The following is a 24,614-nucleotide window of genomic DNA, read 5'->3' on the forward strand; positions in this document are numbered from 1 at the left end:
GCCAAACTTATTGGCACTGTTTTCACTATTTATGACAACACAGGTAAAGTAGTTTTATCAGGAACAATAAATGCTGAAAACACTAGCGTTGAGTTGGGGAATTTATCGGCAGGTATTTATTTATTCAATGTAGGAGAAAACGTGAAACAGACATTTAAAGTAATCAAGGAATAAGCCAGCCCTTAATCGAGTAGACGGCTCCGCCAGAAACTGACGGAGTGCGCCTCTCAAATGTTTACATTCACGAATACCAAAAAAACAAATTAAAAATCATGAGTACACCACCGAGCGTACGGGTCACGTACTCGGCGGTTCGCAAAGAGATGGATTAAGTTGTAAATGTAATTCGGTTAAGGAAATATACCCTCTTTTCTTCAAGCGTTGTAAAGTAATGGTGGTGCCTAAAATAGGACTTTGTGCAATTGCCCAACCGCCTTTTACTTACGCTTTTATATTGTTTTTTTGTGTTCGTGAATGCAGAGCATTTCGTGTTCTACCCCGCTCCCCAAAGTGTTCTTTAGAAACGTGAGCTCTGCGAGGTCTCCCGACCTCGTAGCCACAAACACCAACATACCCATAAGAAAATCAAATCTGTAACTTTAAAATTACAAATTTTTTTATTAGCTTTGTGTAAACAGCAATTTATGAAAGAAGGATATGTTATAAGAGATCCATCATTGCCACATTTTATTACTGCTACTGTAGTAGATTGGATAGATGTTTTTTCAAGAAAGAACTATCGGGATGTGGTTATAGAATGCTTTGATTTTTGTATTCAAAACAAAGGCATGATTTTGTATGGCTATGTAATAATGAGTAATCACATTCATTTTATTGTGCAATCAAAAGAAGGGAAACTGTCGGATTTAATTCGTGATTTCAAAAAATTTACTGCTAAAACTATTTTAGATAAAATTCAAACGGAACCAGAGAGTAGACGAGAATGGATGTTAGAGCGATTTAAATTAGCAACCGAAAGTCATTCTAGAAATAAAAACTTTCAATTTTGGCAATACGATAATCATCCCGAAGAGATTTATACCAATAAGTTTATGTGGTCAAAATTAGATTACATTCATTTGAATCCCATTAGAGCTGGAATTGTAGCAAAAGCATCGCATTATATCTATTCAAGCGCAAGTAATTATGTAAATGATTGTGGTTTACTTACTATTGAAAAGGCAGACAATCCAGTTGTTGATGTATTAAATTTGAATAATTTCGCTAGATATAATGATTATTAAAAGGAATTTATATTTTTGCTGCGAGGTCGGGAGACCTCGCAGAGCATCTCGTATCAATAGAACACTTCGCGGAGCAGGTGTATTAAATTTGAATAATTTTGCTAGATATAATGATTATTAAAAGGAATTTATATTTTTGCTGCGAGGTCGGGAGACCATCGCAGAGCATCTCGTATCAATAGAACACTTCGCGGAGCGGGTTATAACTTATGGGGTGATCAAAACCAAAATTTAAATAGAGAGTTTTATAAAAATATTATCAATAAAGCAAACTTAACTGACGAAGATGTAATAATAGAAATTACAAAAGGACTTTCAAATTATGGAATTGGTTTATATCAAGCTAATGATAATTTAAGTAATTGGAATAAATTAACAGTAGATGAAGACAATAATAAAATATCAACACCTTGTAATTAAAAAAAAAATGAAAAAAACAATAATTCTTTTAGTAATTTGCTTTACTTATGGATGTAAAGCTCAAACCTATACTTTAGGTGTGGATTCACCTAATATAATACCTCCAGGTTCATATTTTCAAGATTCCAATCATATTTTAGAACGATTTATAGGAACGTGGGTGTTTAACCAAAACGGGCAAAACTTTAAAGTTACATTAAATAAAATTGAGCAAAGACCTCTATCAAATTATTATAGAGATGATATAATTGGCAGTTATATATATAGCATAAATGGAAACACAGTTGTTAATACAGAAGGATTTATTGGAGATAATTCAAAAATAGAAACTGTATTTATTAATAGTAACAACAATAAAATCAGCTTGTTTTTTTACGACCCAGAAAGGCCTAAAATTGGAGCTAAAGTAATTTTAAACTATTCAAATGTTGGGGGAGTTGAAAAATTGCATTGGGAATTACTTGTTACAGGATACCTGCCTGTTTTACCAGGAGAATCCTCTCCGCAATTGGATTTTAGAGTACCTACGAATTGTGAATTAATTAAACAATAAATGTAAATAACCCCCCGCTCCCCGAAGTGTTCTATAGAAACGTGAGCTCTGCGAGGTCTCCCGACCTCGTAGCCACAAACACCAACATACCCATAAGAAAATCAAATCTGTAACTTTAAAATTACAAATTTTTTTATTAGCTTTGTGTAAACAGCAATTTATGAAAGAAGGATATGTTATAAGAGATCCATCATTGCCACATTTTATTACTGCTACTGTAGTAGATTGGATAGATGTTTTTTCAAGAAAGAACTATCGGGATGTGGTTATAGAATGCTTTGATTTTTGTATTCAAAACAAAGGCATGATTTTGTATGGCTATGTAATAATGAGTAATCACATTCATTTTATTGTGCAATCAAAAGAAGGGAAACTGTCGGATTTAATTCGTGATTTCAAAAAATTTACTGCTAAAACTATTTTAGATAAAATTCAAACGGAACCAGAGAGTAGACGAGAATGGATGTTAGAGCGATTTAAATTAGCAACCGAAAGTCATTCTAGAAATAAAAACTTTCAATTTTGGCAATATGGTAATCATCCCGAAGAGATTTATACCAATAAGTTTATGTGGTCAAAATTAGATTACATTCATTTGAATCCCGTTAGAGCTGGAATTGTAGCAAAAGCATCGCATTATATCTATTCAAGCGCAAGTAATTATGTAAATGATTGTGGTTTACTTACTATAGAAAAGGCAGACAATCCAATTGTTGATGTATTAAATTTGAATAATTTTGCTAGATATAATGATTATTAAAAGGAATTTATATTTTTACTGCGAGGTCGGGAGACCATCGCAGAGCATCTCGTTTCTAAAGAACACTTAGGGGAGCGGGGGTTTGGTAAAAAAAATAAGTGGCGGAGCATCAATTGAAAGAACATTGGCAAATGCTCATATGCTATTTAATATTTTTGGGGTATTAGTCTTTGTTTGGACAATTCCGATATTTGAAAAAATACTAAACAAATTATTACCTGACAAAAAAGATATGAGTAAAAAAAGGGCGAACGCATAACAGCGGTTTGCTTCAATGGCTTAGTTTAGGAATTATTTGAAAAATACTCTGTCTAATTAAATCTTATTTTTATTTTTTAATGGTCAGTGTCAAATTAACGCAACTTCTTGAAGCCGCAAAACGTTATGGGCTATAATTGCTGAAAATTCCGGTGGAATTTACTCCGATTATAGCCCATTTTAAAAAGGAAACTTGAAAGCGGAAACTCGAAAGAATAAACTTGAATTATAATTTATCAAAATCTTCAGCAAACAAGACAAGAAGCAGAATTATCAATTTTTGAGTATATTGAAACATTTTTTTAACACAAAAAGGAGACACATACACTTAAATAATTTAACTATTTTAGAATATCAAAAATCAATTGTTGACAATTTAAAAATGGCAGCTTAGGGTGTATGCAAATTTTTTCACTTTTTTCTAGGAATTCCAATTGCCTTTTAATAAATTTATTAATTAATTTATTTATTAATTTATTTATAGAAGCTATGATACGAATTATTCTGTCTGTAACGTTGTTTTTGTTGCCTGTAATTACTGTGACTGCTCAAAATCAAAACCCTTTTTCTAGAAAACCTGATTTAAAAAAAATTAGTGCAAAAGCGATTGAAAATTTTAAAAAAGCAAAAGCAGAAGGCAAAACCAAAAGTATTGGAGATTCCATTCCTAATTTAGCAAGAAATACGAACACGGTTTTAGATTACAACCTGATTCCTGCTGACGCTAGAGTACCTGGACAATTTGAGGAAAGTCAGGCTGTTGCAATGACTTGGCAATATAGTTATAATGCTAATGGTACGATCGGTGTACCAGCATCTGATGCAACACCGTATTCATTTGGAAAAATTGCTTGCGAATTAGCAGCAGCAATCCAGCAAAGTGCTAAAGTAATCATTAGGGTACATACCGCACAAGATTCCACAACAGTAAAAAACATCATGATTGCTCGAGGGACGCCTTTAACTAATTACTCGTTTTATGTACATCCAGTTGATAGTTTTTGGGACAGAGATTCGGGACCAATTTCCTTTTACTATGGCAATCAAGATAATATTGGAATGATAGATATGGACTATTATACATATGAAGCAATTGTCGATGAAAATGGTTCTATTTTAACAGACTTTGTCGCAATCAATGAAGGCGGTCGTTTAAACGATGATTTAATACCTGTTGCCATAAGTGAGAAATTGGTTTACCAATTGTATAAAACACCTCTCAATGACGAAGGAGGAAATATTATTTCGGATGGCTTGTGGAGATTTATAGGAAGTGATGGCACTAGATTAAATAACACAACAGTTATTGGAGCAGAATCAAATTATTCTATTTACCCAAATTATCCAATACCAACACAAACCGAGTTCAACAATTTATTTCTAAATTCATTTAAAATAAATAATCACATTGAAACAGAAAAGTTCAGCTGTGATGGAGGTACAGGCCACATTGATCTTTTTGGAAAATTAATTGATGAAAATAATTTTATATTGGCAGATTATACCCAAGCAATTAATCACACCGATTTTGTTCAATGGAATAACAATCTAACACAACTGCAAAGTCTTACAGATAATAACGGTAAACCAATAACCATTAAATTGGTACCAATGCCTTTTGATAATGGAAATGTTCAAACAAGTTGTACTACAGCACCTAACGGTTTTGAAGACCAAAGAACCTATGTTAATGGTGTTTTTGTTAATAAAAGTTATATCATGCCTATCAATAGTGATCCTGCAAACCCTATTCCGTCTGATGTAACTGCGATAACCGCATTTCAAAATGCTATGCCTGGTTATACTATTATTCCAATAGATGCTAGTTTAATGTTTGGAACTGGAGGTGCTTTGCATTGTATAACGATGCAAATTCCAGCAGAAAATCCAATTTTCATTCGCCACAATGCCATTACAGGTAATCAACCATTGCAATCCTATGTTATCAATGCAGTTATAAAAAATAAAAGCGGTTTAGCATCACAATTTGTTTACTATCGAAAATCTACTTCACCAACTTGGATTGCAATACCAATGACTTCAACTTCAATAAACAATTACACTGCAACTATACCAATGACAGGACTTTTGGTAGGTGATGTTATTGAATATTTTATCGAAGCAACAAGTAATAATGGTAAAACAATTTCTAAACCATTAGTGGCTCGTGAAGGTGGTTTTAATAGATTTACCATTAATAGTACATTGGGTCTAGGTGGTTTTGATGAAGAAACTAATTTTGCACTTGGTATTTATCCAAATCCGTCAAATGGAAGTTTTACTTTGCCAATATCAGTTGATAGTTTCAAAAAAATATGTATTGAAATATATGATTTATTGGGACGAAATGTTTACTATGAATATACTGAAATTGATAGAGGACTTCATTTAAAAAATATTGTTTTGACTAATACATCTGGAGTCTATATTGTTAAAACTACAATTGATGGTGCTTTGGCTAAAACTCAAAGACTGATTATTAAATAATTTTTTGAATTTAATTATTTAAAAGGGCTATCAGAAATGATAATCTTTTTTTATGGTAACATTTAACAAATAAATAATACAACTAAATAATTACAGCCCATAACAGCAGTACACGAGATTTGGGTTTTGGTCATCAACTGAAAGTTGGTTTTGTGTCTTAAAGTTCAGTCTTTATCCGAAAGTTAAGGCATACTTTTTCCCAAACCTCGTGTATCTGCAAAACGTTGACAGAAAACTAATAATAGCGTATCTAATTAAAAATTAAAATAATATGAAAAAAATTCTATCTTTTTTATTACTTGGAAGTAGTATTGTAACATTTGCTCAGTTACAGGTGAATACCTTAAATCTAACAACAAATGATTTAGTATACGATTCAGTAACAAACAAAATTTATGCAAGTATTCCAAGTGCTAATGGCGCTAATGGTAATAGTATTGGTGTGATAAACCCAAATACTTATTTATTAGAAAATACAATTTTTATAGGAAGCGAACCAACAGTGCTTGCAATTTCGGATAATGGACAATATATTTATGCGGGATTTACTGGAACTTCAACAATTAGAAGATTTGATGTTTCAACCCAAACGGCTGGTTTACAATTTAGTTTGGGAAGCGATCCGTTTTTTGGTGCATTTTATGCACAAGACATAGAAGTAATGCCTGGAAATCCAACAACAATTGCTGTTTCTAAAAGAAGACCAAACGTTTCTCCAACTCATGGAGGTGTTGCAATTTATGATAATAATGTGATGAGACCAACAACTACACCTGACCCCCGCTCCCCGAAGTGTTCTTTAGTAATGTTGCTCTGCGAGGTCTCTTGAGCTCGTAGCTACAAACTTGCTGCGAGGTCGGGAGACTATCGCAGAGCATCTCGTATCAATAGAACACTTCGCGTAGCTGCTTTTAAAGCTCTTTTTAAGCAATTATTTTGCAATTTCTCATAAACTCTACTTTGTAATTTATCGTTTTACCCTTCATAAAAAGTAGTATATTTGATTTTAATTAAGGTTAGTGCTTATGAAAATTTAGTTATTTAGACGAACTGACGTTGGCAGAAAGTTTTGAAAACCGAAAAAGAATAAACAACCTAAAACATACAAAATGAAAATAAATATTATTTTTTTCTTATTATTATTTCTTTGTTACGGTTGTAGCGAAGAAAATGATAATCAAAAAAGTGCAACTAATGATTTAAATGAAATTTATGAATCGTTAGACTTAAAAAATCCAGATATAATATTAAACGAAATTGCAATTGGCGAAATAGAGCCATTAAGAATTTCAAATATACTTTCAGTAAATAATGCAAATGTTCCTCCATTTAGATATTATTTTGAATATTTACCAAATACAAACAAAATTTCGAAATTATTGACTTACAATAATAATCAATGTCGTGAAGAAATATCAACTATATTTTACAATTCATCAAATTTTATTAGTAAAGTTGAAACTCTTACTAAAGATTTTTGTCAGCAAAATGAATTTACAACAATATATAATTTTAATTATTCTGATGGTGTATTAAAAAGTGTAATATCAAACAACACATCGTTTATTTACGAAAAATATTTTTCTTATTATCCAAATGGAAAAATTTCAACTATTTATTCTGTAGTTAAACCTAAATCTGACACAAGCCCTACAAGACAATTTATCAAATCATATTTTACCTATGACTTAATTGGAAATGTTAAGACTATGGAAAATGACCAAACTGATTTATACAACATCAAAACAACTTATGAATATGACAATAAAACCAATCCAATGAAAGGTTTTTTTATAAACAATATCTTTGGTAGACCAATTCAGATGGCTGGAATTCTTTCCGAGAATAATATTATTTCTACTAAAGATGAATATACTAATTTCCCAAACAATCCACCAATATATAACTATATCCAATATGATTATATGAATAACAACGTAATTAATTTTTCATATGGAGTAAATAGCACTTACTTTATAAATTACGAATAAACCTTCTGCCAACAGCGGTTACAAGAAATTGCTTGGCATGGGATTTATCAGAATTGGTAATTGTTGCATCAAAGTTTTGTTTATATTTGTACTTTTCAGTGAATGAAGTACGCAACTTCTTGTAGCTGCGACACGTTGTGCGTCAGTTTCACAGAATGCAAAAAATTCAACAATTTATTAAAAATGAAGCTTAATTTTTATCACTTTACTATAGTCTTTCTTTTAAATGCATTTTATAGCTCATTAGTAATATTTTTTTATTTTTTATACATTCTATTTGTAGGCGTACAGTCAAAAGAAGAAGCTACAACATCTTATAAAATTATTGAATACTTTTTTATTTTCTTATTAATAATCCCACCGATTATTTATAGTCTTTATAAATGGAAAAAAAAAAAAAAAAAATTAAATGCAAAAAATTATATTATCGCACCGCTTTTTCTATGGTTTTTACTATTTCTATTTATTATATTAACTTGACTATAATAAATTTAAGTATTTATTTAGAAACATTAATTCCGATAAAAAATAAAAATTGCCCTGCCCTGCTCCACGAAGTGTTCTTTAGTAATGTTGCTCTGCGAGGTCTCCTCCTGACTTTGCGCAAATTTATTATTTATATTTGATACTACCCAATTGCAATACCACAATTGAAATTGACGCATTAACACTACTGCTGCATTCTAAGGAAATTAATACGTTGGAGAAAATTATTGGATGTAAGTATAAACCGTAAATTAACGTCTACTATTTAACGAACTTTGTTTCAATAATGGGTTTACAACAACCCATTATATTTTCTAATGAACCATTCGCTAGCAAGGGTTATAGCGATAAGCACCAACAACCAATACCAATCAATTAAAGGAGTTTTCTGCACCACGGCTTTCTGCACTTCTTTATAATCCGGATTATCCAATAAAGCTTTTATAAGGGCATCCACTTGATTTGGAACATACACTGCTCCTTTAGTTTGGGAGGCCAATTGTTTCAGTTTTGCTACATCTGGATTGACAAATTGCTTTTCAATATCAAAATCAATTACTTCAAAAGTACTCGAATAACTAGCATTGGAATTCAATTCTTTTACGGTAAACGAATAACTTCCAGGCGCCAATCCGTCAAGGTTTACTTTAAAATTAGAAGTAGTTTTTAATAAATCGTATTTCTTAACTTGCTTGGTTTTGGTATTGGTAACCGCAATAGTTAAACGTGCTTTTTCATCTAATTCGTAATTTTTATTGAAATACTGCGCCGTTATCTCCAAAGCATCTCCCGAATTATAAAATCGTTCGTGGTTTACAATTAACGATTTTTTAGAATCATTGGAAGCCAAAAATTGAATGGTTTTATCTATGAAAACATCAAATGCTTCAAAAGATTTTTTGCTTACAAAACTTTCGGCACGCCATTTCCAGATATTCTCTCCAAATAAATAGGCACTTCGTTTACCAGCAGTATCGCTAAATGCCAATAATGGGGCGTTGGTAGCTACATTTCTAATACTAGAAGTAAGTAATACCGAAACATTAGGCTTGGCAGTAATGGTACCGTAAGGGTTTTCTAAAGGAGGGAAATTTTCAAAACCAATATTTTCAGTGGCAAATACATTAAAATCAGAATTGAAATTTGCTAAATAATCTTCTTTTTGGGATGACATTTTAAATTCAAAGTCGGCTTGTTGTTGGTTCAAGAATCCAAAATCGGTTTTATTTCCGGTAAGGATAAAGGTATTTATTTTAAGCTTTTTATTGGCTTCTAATACCGACTTGAATTCGGCGGTTGGTTGGTATAAAATTAAAACATTATAATTATTTAAACTATTGACTTGGTTTGGTTTAAGTATGGTTACCTTTCGTTGTGCATTAGTTTCAATAGCGCGTTTTAATGCACCTAAATCCGGATGATTAATAGCAGAGATTAAAGCGATTTCCGATTTTTGATCGATAACTTCTACAGCAAATTTCTTAGAATTGTTATAAGTATTTTTTTCTGTTTCGGAGGAAGAAATCTTGGCATTATAAATTTGTAAACCCGATTTATCCGCAGGTAATAATACATTAATTACTTCCGATTTTTTTGAAGGAGAAAAGGAAACGCTTTGACTTGTAAGCACTTCATTTCCTTGGGTTATCGAAAACTTAGCCGTTACCGATTTCGTTCCTGCGTATTGCAAGAATACTTCTACGGGAAATTTATTCTTATGAAAAGCATATTTATTGACGTTGATTTGATTGATTTTCAAATCTAAATACATAGTGGTATCCCCTACTACTAATGGATAGACTTTATTAATAGCATCAAAACTAAAAACATAATCCGAACCTGTGGTTTGATTTCCATCCGAAATTAACACCGTTGGAAACGAACGATTTTTATAGATGCTCTTTAAATTTTCGGCAACAGCATCCAAATTGGTTTGTTTCCCTTTAAAATCAAAGGCTTCTGCCGATTGAAATTCGGAGTCAAAACGGTACGTTTGCACCTCAAACTTATTCTTTAAATCGGAATTGGAAGCTAGTTTTTCATAAACTTCTTGCGTTATTTGATTCGCTTTTAAATCTACAATGGAACTCGAATTATCTACTACAATAGGCAAAGGCATTTTTATAGTTTCAAAAGTACTTCGGCTTACAATTGGATTTATGAGTAACAATAACAATCCAAAAATAGTTAAGAAACGCAAAAAAGCCAAGAGCTTAGTCGTATTCGACCTGCTTTTGGCTTTGAAAAAATATTGAAAATACGACAATCCACCAGCTATTACAACGGATAGAAGTACTAAAACTATAGTGGAATTGTTCATGAGTAATATTCTAAATAAAAATCTTTAATTGATAACTCAATGTTAGGTAAGCATTCCGCCACAAACGTTCATAACTTGCCCAGAAACATAAGCGCTCATATCGGAAGCAAAGAAAAGACAAGCGTTAGCAACATCTTCGGGAGTTCCTCCGCGTTTTAACGGAATAGAATCTCTCCAACCTTGCACCACATCTTCATTTAATTTTGCAGTCATTTCGGTTTCAATAAATCCCGGAGCAATAGCATTACAACGAATATTTCTTGACCCTAATTCTAAAGCAATGGATTTTGTAAATCCTATCATCCCAGCTTTAGAGGCTGCATAGTTGGATTGTCCTGCATTACCCTTCACTCCTACCACACTACTCATGTTGACAATAGAACCTTTACGGTTTTTAAGCATTATTTTTTGCACGGCTTTAGTCATATTAAAAACCGACTTCAAGTTGATTTCAATTACTTTATCAAAATCTTCTTCGCTCATTCGCATTAGCAAATTATCTTTGGTAACTCCTGCATTATTAATCAAAACATCTACAGTTCCAAATTCTGCCAAGACATCGTCAACCAATTTTTGCGCTTCATTAAAATCAGCAGCATTTGATTTATATCCTTTTGCTTTAATTCCTAAAGCATTCAATTCATTTTCTAAAACCAAAGCAGATTCGGCAGAAGCACTATAGGTAAATGCTACATTAGCACCATGTTGTGCAAATACTCTTGCAATTCCACTTCCAATTCCGCGACTTGCTCCAGTTATAATAGCAACTTTTCCTTCCAATAATTTCATATCAATAATGGTGTTTATTTGTTTATTGTGTTGCAAATATAAGAAATACAATTTAAGTTAATAAGTTTGAATTCGGCTAATTTTATGCTAAAAATAAAGTTACTTACAATGGAGTAGAAATACTAATTGGATATTGGTTTGGATAAACAATTAAGAATCAATCTTTTTTGTATAGGAAACTACCTAATAAATATAAAATTTAATTTCTTTTATTATATTTACAAACAAATATTTATTCCATGAAATCATTTAGAATTATTAGTTTACTACTAATTACTGTTTTACTTTCTTCTTGTAGTAAATCGGAAAGCACCTATGAGGAGGTTATTAAGTATCCTAATGTTAAAGCGGCTTTTGGAACAAAAGTAGATCTAGATAATCTAATTGATTATGCAGGACAAACCGTACCAGCGTATATTACAAAAGATAATACAACACTTGGAAATTCGATAACTAATAAAGGTGCAACGCTAGGTAGGGTTTTATTTTACGATAAAAATTTATCTTTCAATAATACCGTTTCTTGTTCTTCGTGCCACCAGCAGGCCAATGCTTTTGGTGATATTGCTGTTGAAAGTCTTGGCGCAAACGGAACCACCGCAAGACATTCTATGCGACTTATTAATACTCGTTTTGCTTCTGAATTTAAATTCTTTTGGGATGAAAGAGCCACTTCATTAGAAATGCAATCAACTATGCCGATTAAAAATCATGAAGAAATGGGATATAGTGGTCTTAATGGCGATGCAACTTTTGCAGATTTAATTACTAAATTAAGTGCTATTGGATACTACAAAGAGTTATTTAAATTTGTGTATGGTACCGAAGAAATTACCGAAAGTAAAATGCAATTGGCATTGGCTCAATTTGTAAAAAGTATTCAATCTTTTGATTCTAAATACGATGCAGGAAGAAGTCAGGTTGCAAGTGATAGCGCTATTTTTCCTAATTTTACTAATTTAGAAAACGATGGTAAAAATTTATTTTTGACAACCCCTGTTTTTGATAGCACTGGAAACCGAATTTCTGGTGGTTTGGGATGTGCGCAATGTCATAAAGGACCTGAATTTGATATTTCTATAAATTCTCACAACAATGGCGTTATTGGTACTATAAGTGGTGTAGGTATTGATCTTACTATTACAAGAACACCAACTTTACGGAATCTTGTAAAACAAGACGGGAGCCTTAATGGTCCTATGATGCATACAGGAGTTTTCACTACTTTACAACAAGTTATTGGTCATTATGGCACAATAAATATTGCGCCTGGAAATACCAATTTGGATCAAAAATTAATTCCAAATGGTTTTGGTCAACAATTACATTTAACTTCTACCGAAGTAAATTCTGTGATTGCATTCATCAAGACGTTATCTGGAACTGCAGTATATACGGATACGAAGTGGTCTAATCCATTTCTAAATTAGAATATAAAACAAAATACTTACTAATTTACAAACACAAAAAAAGCCTTGAATTTCTTCAAGGCTTTTTAATTAAGGGTGGATGACCGGGTTCGAACCGGCGACTTCCGGCACCACAAACCAGCGCTCTAACCAGCTGAGCTACAACCACCATTTTAACGAGTGCAAATATATTGCAAAAGTTTTCCTTTTGCAAGGAAAAATTAAAAAAATTATACCAAATTACTTAAACTATTGACAGCCAAATACCTTTCAACGGTAAATCCTTCACCATGCTCTGCTCCTATAATTCTTCCTAAATCTTGGGCGCGATATTTCACACTATCTAGAAAGTTTTTAGACGTAATTGGCGATTCTGGCTCCTTAGTGTTTTCCTTATAAAACTGAGAACTATACGCTAATATAGACTCCATTTTAACCTCTAAAAATCCTGAAATATCCACAACAAAATCTGGAGTTATATTTTCCCATTGAATATAATGATACACAACTTTTGGACGCCATGCTTCTTGAAGTTTTCCATCTAGAGCGGTTTCTATCTTACGCAATCCAGATAAAAAACAAGCATCCGAAACCAATTTACTTCCTTTTCCGTGATCAATATGCCTGTCTTGAATAGCATTGCACAAAACAATTTCGGGGCGGTATTTGCGTAAGATCTCTATAACTTTCATTTGATGCGCCTCATCATTGATAAAGAAGCCATCCCGCATGTCTAGATTTTCTCTAACCGAAATTCCTAGAATCTCGGAAGCATTTGCAGACTCCGAGTTCCGAATAGCAACCGAACCTCGAGTTCCTAATTCCCCTCGTGTTAAATCTACTATACCTACTTTTTTTCCTAGGCTAATTTCTTTTGCAAGGGTACCACTACATCCTAATTCTACATCATCTGGGTGGGCTCCAAAAGCCAGTATATCTAATTTCATATCCACTATTTAATGAGCTAATTTAATTAATCTTAAACTTATTATAAGATTTTTTTTAATGTTTGCGATTTATTCACGGTTTCCAAAAATTCTTTTTCGGGGTCACTCCCACTATTAATTCCGCAACCTATAAATAATTGCGCTTGCGTTACTTTCAATTTTGAATCCATACCAAGTTTCATACATCGTAAATTTACAAATAAATCGAAACTTCCTTCCTTATAGGTTAAAAAATCTTTGTTCCACTCGCCTAAATATCCCGCATAAAATTCTCTTTCGTAACCTTCCTTTGTTAAAACAAACTCTTTGGCTATTTCTATAGGAAATCCGCAAACCGCAGGGGTTGGATGCAATAAATCTATTATATTGGATACGTCCAATTGGGAATTTAAAGTGGCTTCAATATCGGTTTTAATATGAACTATAGATCCTGCTTGAAAAGAATATGGCTCTGTTTTTATAACTTCACTCGAAACCGTCTGCAGTGCATTTACAATAAAATCCGTAACGGTTTGCTGTTCTTTTATTTCTTTTTCTTCCCAAGATACATTTTGTAAATCCGTAAATAACTGGGTTCCAGCTAGTGCAACAGTTTTAATTTTGTTATTTTCAATTTTAGCCAATTGTTCTGGTGTGGCTCCCATCCAAAAACCAACTTTAGGATGGTAAAAACAATAGTTGAATGCCGTTGGATAATTCGAAATTAAGGAATTAAAAACCAATTCCAATTGAAAATTTACTAAATCTATTAATTCCTTTCTGGATAAAACTACTTTTTCAAAAGAACCTTTTTCAATTTCTTGAAGGGCTTTTTTAACTAGGTTTTCAAAATTATTTTTAGCAGTTTCATCGGTTTTATATTCTTTATAATTAGAAAAAATACAATCCAAATCATTAACCGTTTCCACATAAACATCCGATTGATTTTCGGGAATTAAATACTTTTTTTCGTTATCAAAAGAAACGAATGCAAAACCAGTACTTGCCTTCTCTAATAAAAACAATTCCTCGTTTTTTTGAAAAAGCGCAATTATTTTACCGGAATTGGGTTTGCAATAACAAACAAAGGGTAATTTATAATTAAATTGCTCGGTTATCTTTTGAAATAAACCACTCATTATCTTCTAGGTAAAACCATATTAGTCAATTTGCAAAGCGAAATTAACTTTTCCTTTTCATCTACAATTCTAATTTCCCACAAGTGAATACTCGCACCTTTATGCAGAATCCTTGCTGTAGCAGTAACAATTCCTTCTTTTTTACTTCGCACATGGTTTGCCGAAATCTCTATGCCACGAACTTCTTGCTTTTCAGGATTGACAAACATTAAGGAAGCAGCACTACCTACACTTTCTGCTAATGCTACTGAAGCACCGCCATGCAATAACCCCATGGGTTGGTGCACCCTTGAATTTACAGGCATGGTTGCCACCAGAAAATCTTCGCCAGCATCGGTATATTCAATTTCTAAAGTTTGCATCAAAGTGTTTTTAGACCAATCATTGCAAAGTTGTAGCATTTTCTCTCTATCAAAAACCATGTTTATTTTTTTGGCAAAATTAGTCTTTTTTAATAGAATGAAGAATTTGTTTACCATTTACAAACTAAAATACCTCCTTTGTCGTTATCTATTTTAGAAATTGCAGTTTTGAATTTTCAAATAATTACCTACATTTACCAAATTAGAATTTTAGATATGCGTAAATTACTTTTTTTACTCCTTGCAGGAATCGCCATTAGCCTAACTTCTTGCCGAAATGACTTTGCTTTTGAACCTAGCACTGGCGGCTTAGAATTCTCAAAAGACACTGTTTATTTAGACACCGTTTTCACCAATATTGGTTCGAGTACCTATACTTTAAAAGTATATAATCAAAGTAATAAAGATATTTCAATTCCAAAAATTCAACTCGGAAAAGGCCTAAATTCTAAATACCGAATTATGGTGGATGGAATGACCGGCGATGCGGGTGCTCAAGGCAAAATATTTAGCAATGTAGAGCTTTTGGCTAAGGACAGTCTTTTTATTTTTGTGGAAGTTACTAGTGATGTTGCAAGTGCTAATCCAACCGATTTTTTATATACCGATCAAATTCAGTTTTCCAATATTACTGGAGGGCCACAAACCGTGGAGTTGGTTACTTTAATTCAAGATGCCTACTTTATTTTCCCACATCGAACTCAAAATGCCGACAATACTTTTACTTATGAAGGAATTAATTTGGGTTCCGATGACACCAACCAACCCGTAACTATTGTTGGAAGTACTTTAGACCACAATGACCCTATAAATCAAGATGAATATATTTGGAAAAATGATAAGCCCTATGTAGTTTATGGTTATGCCTTAGTACCCGATAACGAAACTTTGATTGTTACTAGTGGTGCACGAGTTCATTTTCATGCTAATTCGGGTTTGATTATTGCCAAAAATGGAACTCTAAAAATAAATGGATTACCTTCGGCTACAAATGATCCTGAAGATTTATCTAAAGAGGTTATTTTTGAAGGAGATCGTTTAGAACCAAATTATTCGGATGTTCCTGGGCAATGGTCTGCCATTATTAATTTTTCTACTTTGCCTAATAATGTAATTGAACATCTTACTTTAAAGAATGCATCGGTTGGTATTTTATCAAATAACTTAGCACTAACTACAGATAATTCTTTTACAAAATTCACGATAAAAAATTCTCAAATTTACAATTGTTCCAACTATGGAATATTGGGCAGAACGGCTCAAATAACTGCCGATAATTTAGTAGTAAATAATTCTGGTCAAGCCAATATAGCTGCAACTTATGGCGGAACGTATATTTTTACTAATTGCACTTTTAACAACAACTGGAACAGTTCTAAGCAGGCAGCGGTTATTTTAAATGACTATTTAGAAACCGATACCGCCTATTTAGTTAAACAAACTACAGCAATATTGACGAATTGTATTGTTTATGGTTCCAACAGCACTGAAATATCTTTAGAGAAAAAAGGAACTTCTTTCACAACAACTTTCAATAATTGCTTATTTAAAGTCAATGATTTGAGTTCGGCTTTAATAGCAAATCCGTTATATGACAGCATTCGTTTGGAACAAAATGGTAATAAAAAGAATATCAATCCAAAGTTTAAAAATATTGTCAATAATCAAATGTGGCCTACCGAAGATTTATATGCAAAAGTAACACCTACAACTGCTAGCCCATTTGATATTTTAAATAAACCAAGGAACTCAACCAACACCAATATTGGAGCCTACCAATTTATATCAAACTAATTAACACTTTAATGCCTTCTTTTCAGGAGGCATTTTTGTTATTCCTTAATAAACTTACTATAAGATATTCCTAAATTTGAAACTATTTTTATAAAATAATTTCCGGTTTTTAAAGAAGAAACATCAATCGAATTAGATGGATTTGTAGAAATTAGAACAAGTTGTCCTAAGTTGTTATATATACTTATGGAAGTTAATTGAGTTACTTTTTTAATTTGAATATTTAAAATATTTTTTGTTGGAATTGGAGATAAACTAAAAACAGTACTAAATTCAAAATCAGTATCAACTAATGCTTGAATTGAAGTTGATGCTGTATTGGTTACAATTGGAAAATTGTAATCAAAATAAATATTTGCCTTATTGGTAAATGTATTTCCTATAGTTAATGTAGGTAACGTTTTAATTTTGAAAGAAACAAAACCATCATTTGTAGCATCTTCAAATGGTAAATTTATATTTTCAAAAATAAATTCCACTTTATTATCATTAATTCTAGTTATAAAAGGATGACTTCCTTTTATTGGAACTAATGTTGAAATATCATATCTATTTAAATCAATAATGTCTTTTACTACAATATTTTGTGCTGCAAAAGTCCCTGTGTTTTCAAAACGAATTACATAATGTACATACTCCCCTATCATTTGAGTTCCAACCACATTCCCTTCAATACAGATTTTATCGTTTGGATCCATTGAGTTAACCACCAACTGTCTATAAGCTGAATAATTATCCAACTGAAAACCATCATTAATTACCGGAAATATTATTGCAGAATAACTTAAAATATCCCCTGCATTTACTGCTGGAGTTTCCATAGGAGAATTAATATTAATTATTAATGTAACCTCCCTTGTTTCAAAAGGCTGTAAATTACTATAATTCCAAGTCAAAATATTTCCAACTTGATTTGTAATTACTGGATTAGCAGAAACAAAATCGGATTTTTCATCGTTAAAAGTTAACTCTATAAAACCATTTTGAATAGAGGTTCCATTATTTTTATAAATCAATTTATAGGTTGCGTCAAATCCTGGTCTTGCAGCAATTACTGGAATAACATTTATCTCTAAATCATTATGAGTACCATTTGGAGTAACGCAAAAGTTTTGATTTAAAGGACTATTTTGGGATGGAAAAGCAACTTGAAAAGTTGGAGGAGAAATATTGTAATAACTTGGATTTTCAATGATTGGAGTTATCGAATAACTACCTTCTTGAACAGGAATTGAATAATTTCCAGAAGAATTTGCAATTATAGTTCCCGAGGTTGTCCCATTTGTAATATTAAATTTAATGTTAGAAAATGTAGTATCATCTGAATTACACCCATTAGAATCAGAGTCTAATTTAGAATTTCCCTGAATTGTATAGAATACTCCACCTGGAGTAAAAGAACAATAGGAATTTATATTACAATTAGTTATTCCATAATTATTTACAATGTTTTGATAATAACTAAATTGATTTTCATCTGCACAGATGTATTGAATATTTGGATTATTAGAAATAAATAAATTAATATTAAACCCATTTTTCAAAATCAATGATTGAAGCAAATTGTTATTGCAACTTAGCGATGTTAGATATTTTATTCCCGTAACATCTATAGTTGTTAATTGATTGGAATCACAATCAATAGTAGAGCCATAATTACATATCCCATTTGTAATTAGTGAAGTTAAATTATTAAAACTACAACGAACACTAGTAACATTGTCATATGCATCAATATTTAATGATGTTAATTGATTATTGTTACAATAAATAGTACTTAGTTCATGTAATCCGCTTATGTTTAAATTAGTCAACTGATTGTAAGCGCAATAAAACTGTTTAAGTGCAGTCATGCTAGTAACATTTAAGGAAGTTAAATTGTTATTATTACAACTAAATTCTCTAACAACAGGTAATTCACTTAAATTAATAGTATTCATATTATTATATTCACAATATAAATTCAGTAGATTATTCATACCGTTTACATTTAAATTGGAAATTAAATTACGATTACAATTTAAATATTCAAGACTTGGAAATTCATTTAGATTCAAAGAAGTTATTTGATTATTTTCACAAACTATTTTTTTTATCCCAGTCAATCCTGAAAAACTTAAAGTTGTCAAGGAGTTATAACCACAGTATAATTCGATAAGACTTGATAATCCAGAAATATTTAATGTTGAAATTTGATTACTAGAACAATTTAAATTATTAAGATTTGATAATCCTGACAAGTTAAGTGTTGTTAATTGATTACTTGAACATTCCAATTGCTTTAAATTAGTAAAACTTTGAATTCCAGTTAAGTCTACAATATTGGATAAGTTAACGATTAGAAATTCAACATTTTGGGCTTCACTTAATTCTATTTGATTATTAGAATTTTCATCAATAGCAATCCAATTACCATTAATTCCAATTGCTACAGCATTACTAGAACTTGATGCTAATAATTTTGATTTAAAATTTGCATCTGGTATGTTTATAACTTGTCCATTAACCAAAAAAAAAGAAAACATTAAAAAAACAAAAAAAACCTTTTTCATAACAGTTATATATATAAATCAAATATAACAAATCTTTTATTTAGTAATAATTTATTTTTGTAAAATTGTCGAAAACCCGTTAAAAACTATTGATAACTCATTTTGCTACTTCTGTTTTTTAAACTAAATTTGCAACTACAACAAACGGTCAAGTTGCAACTTGTCCCTTCCAACACAACAACACGATGATTCACTTTTTCGGTAACGAAACCACTACTGTATTTGCTGTTCAGACACAAAATGAACTTTCGACAGAAACAATTTCTAAATTAAATTGGCTTTTTGGTAACGCAACTAAAATAGAGAAATCCGTACTTACGGATTTTTTTGTTGGTCCTCGTGCCGCAATGGTAACACCTTGGAGCACCAATGCCGTTGAAATCACCCAAAACATGGGCATTAAAGGCATCATTAGAATGGAAGAATTTGAAAAAGTTGCTGCTGATTTTGTTGCTTTTGATCCAATGCTTTCGCAAAAATATTCCGAATTGCACCAAGATATTTTCACGATAAATATCCAACCGGAAGCAATTTTAGAAATTGAAAATATTGCCGTTTACAACCAACAAGAAGGTTTGTCGTTAAGTGCTGACGAAGTAGAATATTTGGAAAACCTATCTAAAAAATTAAATAGAAAACTTACCGACTCAGAAGTGTTTGGATTTTCTCAAGTGAATTCAGAACATTGCCGTCATAAAATTTTCAATGGAACGTTTGTAATTGATGGGGTTGAAAAACCTTCTTCTTTATTCAAATTAATTAAGAAAACGGCCGCCGAAAATCCGAACGATATTGTTTCGGCTTATAAAGACAATGTAGCGTTTATTAAAGGGCCGACCGTAGAGCAATTTGCACCAAACACTGCCGACAAGCCCGATTTTTATACTAAAAAACAGTTTGATTCGGTGATTTCTTTAAAAGCCGAAACCCATAATTTCCCTACAACCGTAGAGCCTTTTAATGGTGCTGCAACAGGTTCGGGAGGTGAAATTCGGGATAGATTAGCGGGAGGTCAAGGTTCATTGCCCTTGGCTGGAACCGCGGTTTACATGACTGCTTACTCCAGATTAGCAGAAAATAGAAATTGGGAAAATGGCATGATCGAACGAAAATGGTTGTACCAAACGCCAATGGATATTTTGATAAAAGCCTCCAACGGTGCTTCCGATTTTGGAAATAAATTTGGACAACCTTTAATTACGGGTTCTATTTTGACTTTTGAACATGATGAAGACAATAATATTAACAACTCCGACAGAGTTCAAAACTCTGTCGGAGTTAACTCTATCGAAGTTAACTCTATCGAAGTTAACACTGACAACCGCAAATTAGGCTACGATAAAGTCATCATGCAAGCGGGTGGAATTGGTTACGGAAAAGCTTCGCAAGCACAAAAACAAACACCCAAAACCGGAGATAAAATCGTGATTCTTGGTGGTGAAAATTATAGAATTGGAATGGGTGGCGCCGCAGTTTCTTCTGCCGATACCGGTGCTTTAGGCTCTGGAATTGAATTGAATGCCATCCAACGTTCTAATCCTGAAATGCAAAAACGTGCTGCTAACGCCATTCGTGGTTTGGTAGAAAGTGACGAAAACCCTATTGTTTCTATTCACGATCATGGTGCTGGTGGGCATTTGAATTGCCTATCCGAATTAGTAGAAGAAACCGGAGGATTAATCGATTTAGATAAATTGCCCGTTGGCGACCCTACCCTATCTGCCAAAGAAATTATAGGAAACGAAAGTCAAGAACGCATGGGTTTGGTTATCGGTCAAAAAGATATTGACACTTTGCAGCGTATTGCCGATAGAGAGCGTTCGCCAATGTACCAAGTTGGGGACGTTACAGGCAATCATCGCTTTACTTTTGAAAGTAAAACTACAGGAGAAAAACCAATGGATTTTGCTTTAGAGGACATGTTTGGAAGTTCGCCAAAAGTGGTCATGAACGACAAAACTATAGTTAGAAAATATGCAGATTTAGAATATACTACCGAAAATATACCAACCTATTTGGAACAAGTATTACAACTAGAAGCAGTTGCTTGTAAAGACTGGTTGACCAATAAAGTGGACCGTTGTGTGGGTGGAAAAGTGGCAAAACAACAATGTGTTGGCCCTTTTCAATTGCCGTTGAACAACGTTGGCGTTATGGCTTTAGATTATAACGGAAAAGAAGGAATTGCAACTTCAATTGGGCACGCGCCTATTTCGGCATTGATTGATCCAAAAGCCGGTAGCCGAAATGCTATTGGTGAAGCGTTATCGAATATTGTTTTTGCTCCTTTAAAAGATAATTTACAAAGTGTTTCACTTTCTGCCAACTGGATGTGGGCTTGTAAAAATGAAGGTGAAGATGCTCGATTGTATGAAGCCGTTCAAGCGTGTTCTGATTTTGCTATCGAATTGGGAATCAATATCCCAACTGGAAAAGATTCGCTATCCATGAAGCAAAAATATCCTAATGACGAAGTGATTGCACCAGGAACGGTGATTATTTCTGCGGGAGGAAATTGTTCGAATATTACTAAGGTGGTTGAACCTGTTTTGCAACGCAATGGAGGTTCTATTTATTATATTAATTTATCGCAAGATGATTTTAAATTAGGAGGAAGTTCTTTTGCACAAACTTTAAATAAAATAGGAACAGAAACTCCTACTATCAAGGATTCTAACTATTTTAAAAATGCGTTTAATACCATTCAAAATTTAATTAAAGACCGACAAATCCTTTCAGGACATGACATAGGAAGTGGTGGATTAATTACTACTTTATTGGAAATGTGTTTTGCCGATGTGAATTTGAGTGCTACCATTTCATTTAATTCTTTTACAGAAAAAGATTTAGTTAAGATTTTATTTTCTGAAAATATCGGAATTGTGTTGCAAGCAAAAGACGATGCTACTTTTGAAAAAGCATTTGAAGGAATGGAGTTTTTCAAAATTGGAGAAGTTAAAGAAGGGAATTTGTTGGAAATTGGAAGCTGGAAGTTGGAAGTGAGTAAATACAGAGATATTTGGTTTGAAACCTCTTTTTTATTAGACCAAAAACAAACCAAAAACAATAAGGCAAAAGAACGTTTTGACAATTTAGGAGAACATCCTTTAGTTTATAAGTTTCCGTCGCATTTTACGGGAATCCTCACCCCTAGCCCCTCAGCACGCCCAAAAGCAGCAATTATTCGTGAAAAAGGAAGTAATAGTGAGCGTGAGATGGCCAATGCTATGTATTTGGCAGGATTTGATGTAAAAGATGTTCACATGACCGATTTAATTTCGGGACGTGAAAATCTTGAAGATATTCAATTTATTGGAGCTGTTGGTGGTTTTTCAAATTCGGATGTATTGGGTTCGGCTAAAGGTTGGGCTGGTGCATTTTTATATAATGAAAAAGCGAAAACGGCATTGCAGAATTTCTTTAAAAGAGAAGATACCCTTTCGGTTGGAATTTGTAATGGATGCCAATTGTTCATGGAATTGGAATTGGTAAATCCGGAGCATGAAATTCACGGAAAAATGCTTCACAACGACTCGCACAAACACGAAAGTATTTTTACTTCGGTAAAAGTACAAGAGAACCATTCGGTGATGTTATCATCATTGGCAGGAACTACTCTTGGAGTTTGGGTTTCGCATGGTGAAGGAAAATTCAACTTGCCTTATGAAGAAAGTCAGTACAATATTGTTGCCAAATATGGTTATGAAGGATATCCTGCGAACCCTAATGGATCAGATTATAATACGGCTATGCTGTGTGATGCAACAGGACGACATTTGGTAATGATGCCACATATTGAACGTTCGACTTTCCCTTGGAACTGGGCTTATTATCCTAGTGATAAAAAAGACGAAGTCTCTCCTTGGATTGAAGCGTTTGTAAATGCAAGACTTTGGGTGGAAAAACACTAATTGCATAATAAAATCATAAAAAAGGACAATCCTCTATTTAATTTATTGATTTGCTGCAGTATAAAAAAACCGATGCGTAAAGCATCGGTTTAATAAATAATATAATAAAATTATTTTTTCTTTTTAGATTTAGATTTTCTTTTAGCTTTTGCTTTCTTATTTGCTTTAGCTTTATCTTTAGCTTTTTGTTTTTTAGCTTTTTCTCTCTTTTTAGCTTTTTGTTTTTTAGCTTTATCTTTCTCCTTTTGCTTGTCTTTTTTGACTTTAGCTTTCTTTTTCTCTTTTATTTTTTTTTCAATTTCTTTGTCAGAATTTTTCATTTTTTTAGCTTTTTTATTAGTTTGCAACTCGGTTTTTTTCAAAATTTCTGATGTGATTTCTTCTGGCATGATTTCTTCTGGCATGATTTCTTCTGGAATGATTTCTTCAGACTTGATTTCTTCAGGATTGACATCACTAATTACCGTTTTGACTACTCTAGACCTACCTCTAGGATTAATTGGTTCTTCAATAACACTAATTTCTTCTACAGATTCAGTAGTTATTTCATTTGTAGTTTCAGTACTACATTCAATTGTTTGATTCTCTTCTTGAGTAATTTCGTTTGTTGTTTGGGTTTTCTTTATCATAGTTAGTATTTATCAAATTAATTTAGCGTTAACTGAATGTAAAATTAATGTTAACAAATTTACAACAAAAAACAATACTCCAATGTTAAGTTTTCTGTTTAGACTAAAACTTAACATTGGAAAAAATAAATCGGCATGGTTTATAGTTCTTATATTCAAAAAAAATAAAATTAAAAACTCATTTTTAAGTAGAAATAAAATTAAAAAAAAATTAAAACGTAATGTTTTATGAATGCAAATAATATTGAAATGACAAGGATATCAATCAATATTAAACAGCATATCTAAATTCGTAATATTTTACTTTGAAAACTTAATAGCATTTGCTGTAGATAATGAATTTGCGGACCAAAATAAATTTATTTTAAACTTATTTATAGCGAACTTCAAATACTAGTTTAAATTGTTAACCAAGCCAACACATACGAAAGAAATAACTATAAATACATTTTTTATAATATTCTTAAATTAACATTAAAATAACTTATTAACATTAAGTTAACTATTAATACATCTAACCTTAAGGTACAGATAACTTCAACTTTACAAAACAGAGCGTAATTTGCATAAAATTAAAATAACAT

At 32.1% G+C, this 24,614-nt stretch carries 17 protein-coding genes, 1 tRNA gene and 1 pseudogene; 10 read left to right on the forward strand and 9 right to left on the reverse strand.

The window, feature by feature from the left end:
- Positions 1-27: 27 nt before the first annotated feature.
- Entirely contained in the window at positions 28-174 is a 147-nt protein-coding gene (locus ACIQ2J_RS12500; RefSeq protein WP_396170395.1) for a T9SS type A sorting domain-containing protein, read from the forward strand.
- 123 nt (positions 175-297) lie between these two features.
- Here the strand turns inward: ACIQ2J_RS12500 and ACIQ2J_RS12505 are convergent.
- Positions 298-438, reverse strand: a pseudogene (locus tag ACIQ2J_RS12505) (group II intron reverse transcriptase/maturase); the annotation flags it as partial.
- 206 nt (positions 439-644) lie between these two features.
- Between ACIQ2J_RS12505 and ACIQ2J_RS12510 the strand changes: the two are divergent.
- From ACIQ2J_RS12510 to ACIQ2J_RS12535, 6 genes are all read left to right on the forward strand, one after another.
- Positions 645-1,244 carry an REP-associated tyrosine transposase gene (locus ACIQ2J_RS12510; protein WP_396170338.1) on the forward strand — a complete coding sequence of 200 codons (600 nt, stop codon included), beginning with the start codon at positions 645-647 and terminating at the stop codon, positions 1,242-1,244.
- Positions 1,245-1,671: 427 nt separating this feature from the next.
- On the forward strand, positions 1,672-2,217 hold the full coding sequence (locus tag ACIQ2J_RS12515; protein ID WP_396170340.1) for a DUF6705 family protein: 546 nt from the start codon (positions 1,672-1,674) through the stop codon (positions 2,215-2,217).
- A 160-nt stretch (positions 2,218-2,377) separates the two neighbouring features.
- The gene (locus ACIQ2J_RS12520) at positions 2,378-2,977 is read left to right on the forward strand and encodes an REP-associated tyrosine transposase (RefSeq protein WP_396170342.1); all 600 of its coding nucleotides are present in this window, start codon (positions 2,378-2,380) and stop codon (positions 2,975-2,977) included.
- 747 nt (positions 2,978-3,724) lie between these two features.
- Positions 3,725-5,722 (forward strand): agmatine deiminase family protein, encoded by a 1,998-nt coding sequence (locus ACIQ2J_RS12525; protein ID WP_396170344.1) that lies wholly within the window; start codon positions 3,725-3,727, stop codon positions 5,720-5,722.
- 271 nt (positions 5,723-5,993) lie between these two features.
- The gene (locus ACIQ2J_RS12530) at positions 5,994-6,551 is read left to right on the forward strand and encodes a YncE family protein (protein WP_396170346.1); all 558 of its coding nucleotides are present in this window, start codon (positions 5,994-5,996) and stop codon (positions 6,549-6,551) included.
- A gap of 280 nt (positions 6,552-6,831) precedes the next feature.
- Positions 6,832-7,713, forward strand: a complete 882-nt coding sequence (locus ACIQ2J_RS12535; protein ID WP_396170348.1) for a hypothetical protein — start codon at positions 6,832-6,834, stop codon at positions 7,711-7,713.
- Between the two features lie 778 nt (positions 7,714-8,491).
- Here the strand turns inward: ACIQ2J_RS12535 and ACIQ2J_RS12540 are convergent.
- Together ACIQ2J_RS12540 and fabG are read right to left on the reverse strand one after the other, a co-directional pair.
- Positions 8,492-10,519, reverse strand: coding sequence for a hypothetical protein (locus ACIQ2J_RS12540; protein WP_396170350.1), 2,028 nt, complete (start codon positions 10,517-10,519; stop codon positions 8,492-8,494).
- 42 nt (positions 10,520-10,561) lie between these two features.
- Positions 10,562-11,308: a 3-oxoacyl-[acyl-carrier-protein] reductase gene (gene fabG, locus ACIQ2J_RS12545; protein WP_396170352.1), complete on the reverse strand. Its 747-nt coding sequence runs from the start codon at positions 11,306-11,308 to the stop codon at positions 10,562-10,564.
- 239 nt (positions 11,309-11,547) lie between these two features.
- On the opposite strand from fabG, the gene ACIQ2J_RS12550 reads away from it, so the two are divergent.
- On the forward strand, positions 11,548-12,738 hold the full coding sequence (locus ACIQ2J_RS12550) for a cytochrome-c peroxidase (RefSeq protein WP_396170354.1): 1,191 nt from the start codon (positions 11,548-11,550) through the stop codon (positions 12,736-12,738).
- A 74-nt stretch (positions 12,739-12,812) separates the two neighbouring features.
- Here ACIQ2J_RS12550 and ACIQ2J_RS12555 read toward each other — a convergent pair.
- The 4 genes from ACIQ2J_RS12555 to ACIQ2J_RS12570 form a co-directional block, all read right to left on the reverse strand.
- Positions 12,813-12,886 (reverse strand) — tRNA-His (locus ACIQ2J_RS12555).
- 61 nt (positions 12,887-12,947) lie between these two features.
- Complete coding sequence (gene bshB1 / locus ACIQ2J_RS12560; protein WP_396170358.1) at positions 12,948-13,664, reverse strand: bacillithiol biosynthesis deacetylase BshB1; 717 nt, start codon at positions 13,662-13,664, stop codon at positions 12,948-12,950.
- Positions 13,665-13,705: 41 nt separating this feature from the next.
- Positions 13,706-14,782 (reverse strand): chorismate-binding protein, encoded by a 1,077-nt coding sequence (locus ACIQ2J_RS12565; RefSeq protein ID WP_396170360.1) that lies wholly within the window; start codon positions 14,780-14,782, stop codon positions 13,706-13,708.
- Positions 14,782-15,204, reverse strand: a complete 423-nt coding sequence (locus ACIQ2J_RS12570; protein WP_396170362.1) for a hotdog fold thioesterase — start codon at positions 15,202-15,204, stop codon at positions 14,782-14,784. The genes ACIQ2J_RS12565 and ACIQ2J_RS12570 overlap by 1 nt, the downstream gene beginning before the upstream one ends.
- Before the next feature lie 78 nt (positions 15,205-15,282).
- Between ACIQ2J_RS12570 and ACIQ2J_RS12575 the strand changes: the two genes are divergently transcribed.
- On the forward strand, positions 15,283-16,938 hold the full coding sequence (locus ACIQ2J_RS12575; RefSeq protein WP_396170364.1) for a hypothetical protein: 1,656 nt from the start codon (positions 15,283-15,285) through the stop codon (positions 16,936-16,938).
- A 38-nt stretch (positions 16,939-16,976) separates the two neighbouring features.
- Here the strand turns inward: ACIQ2J_RS12575 and ACIQ2J_RS12580 are convergent, their stop codons facing one another.
- The gene (locus tag ACIQ2J_RS12580) at positions 16,977-19,490 is read right to left on the reverse strand and encodes a T9SS type A sorting domain-containing protein (protein ID WP_396170366.1); all 2,514 of its coding nucleotides are present in this window, start codon (positions 19,488-19,490) and stop codon (positions 16,977-16,979) included.
- Positions 19,491-19,675: 185 nt separating this feature from the next.
- Between ACIQ2J_RS12580 and purL the strand changes: the two genes are divergently transcribed.
- Positions 19,676-23,401, forward strand: coding sequence for a phosphoribosylformylglycinamidine synthase (purL, locus tag ACIQ2J_RS12585; protein ID WP_396170368.1), 3,726 nt, complete (start codon positions 19,676-19,678; stop codon positions 23,399-23,401).
- 110 nt (positions 23,402-23,511) lie between these two features.
- Here the strand turns inward: purL and ACIQ2J_RS12590 are convergent, their stop codons facing one another.
- A complete protein-coding gene (locus ACIQ2J_RS12590) occupies positions 23,512-24,030 on the reverse strand; it encodes a hypothetical protein (RefSeq protein WP_396170370.1) in 519 nt (172 codons plus the stop codon).
- Positions 24,031-24,614 lie beyond the last annotated feature (584 nt).

Source organism: Flavobacterium sp., assembly GCF_044357305.1.
Lineage (GTDB): Bacteria > Bacteroidota > Bacteroidia > Flavobacteriales > Flavobacteriaceae > Flavobacterium.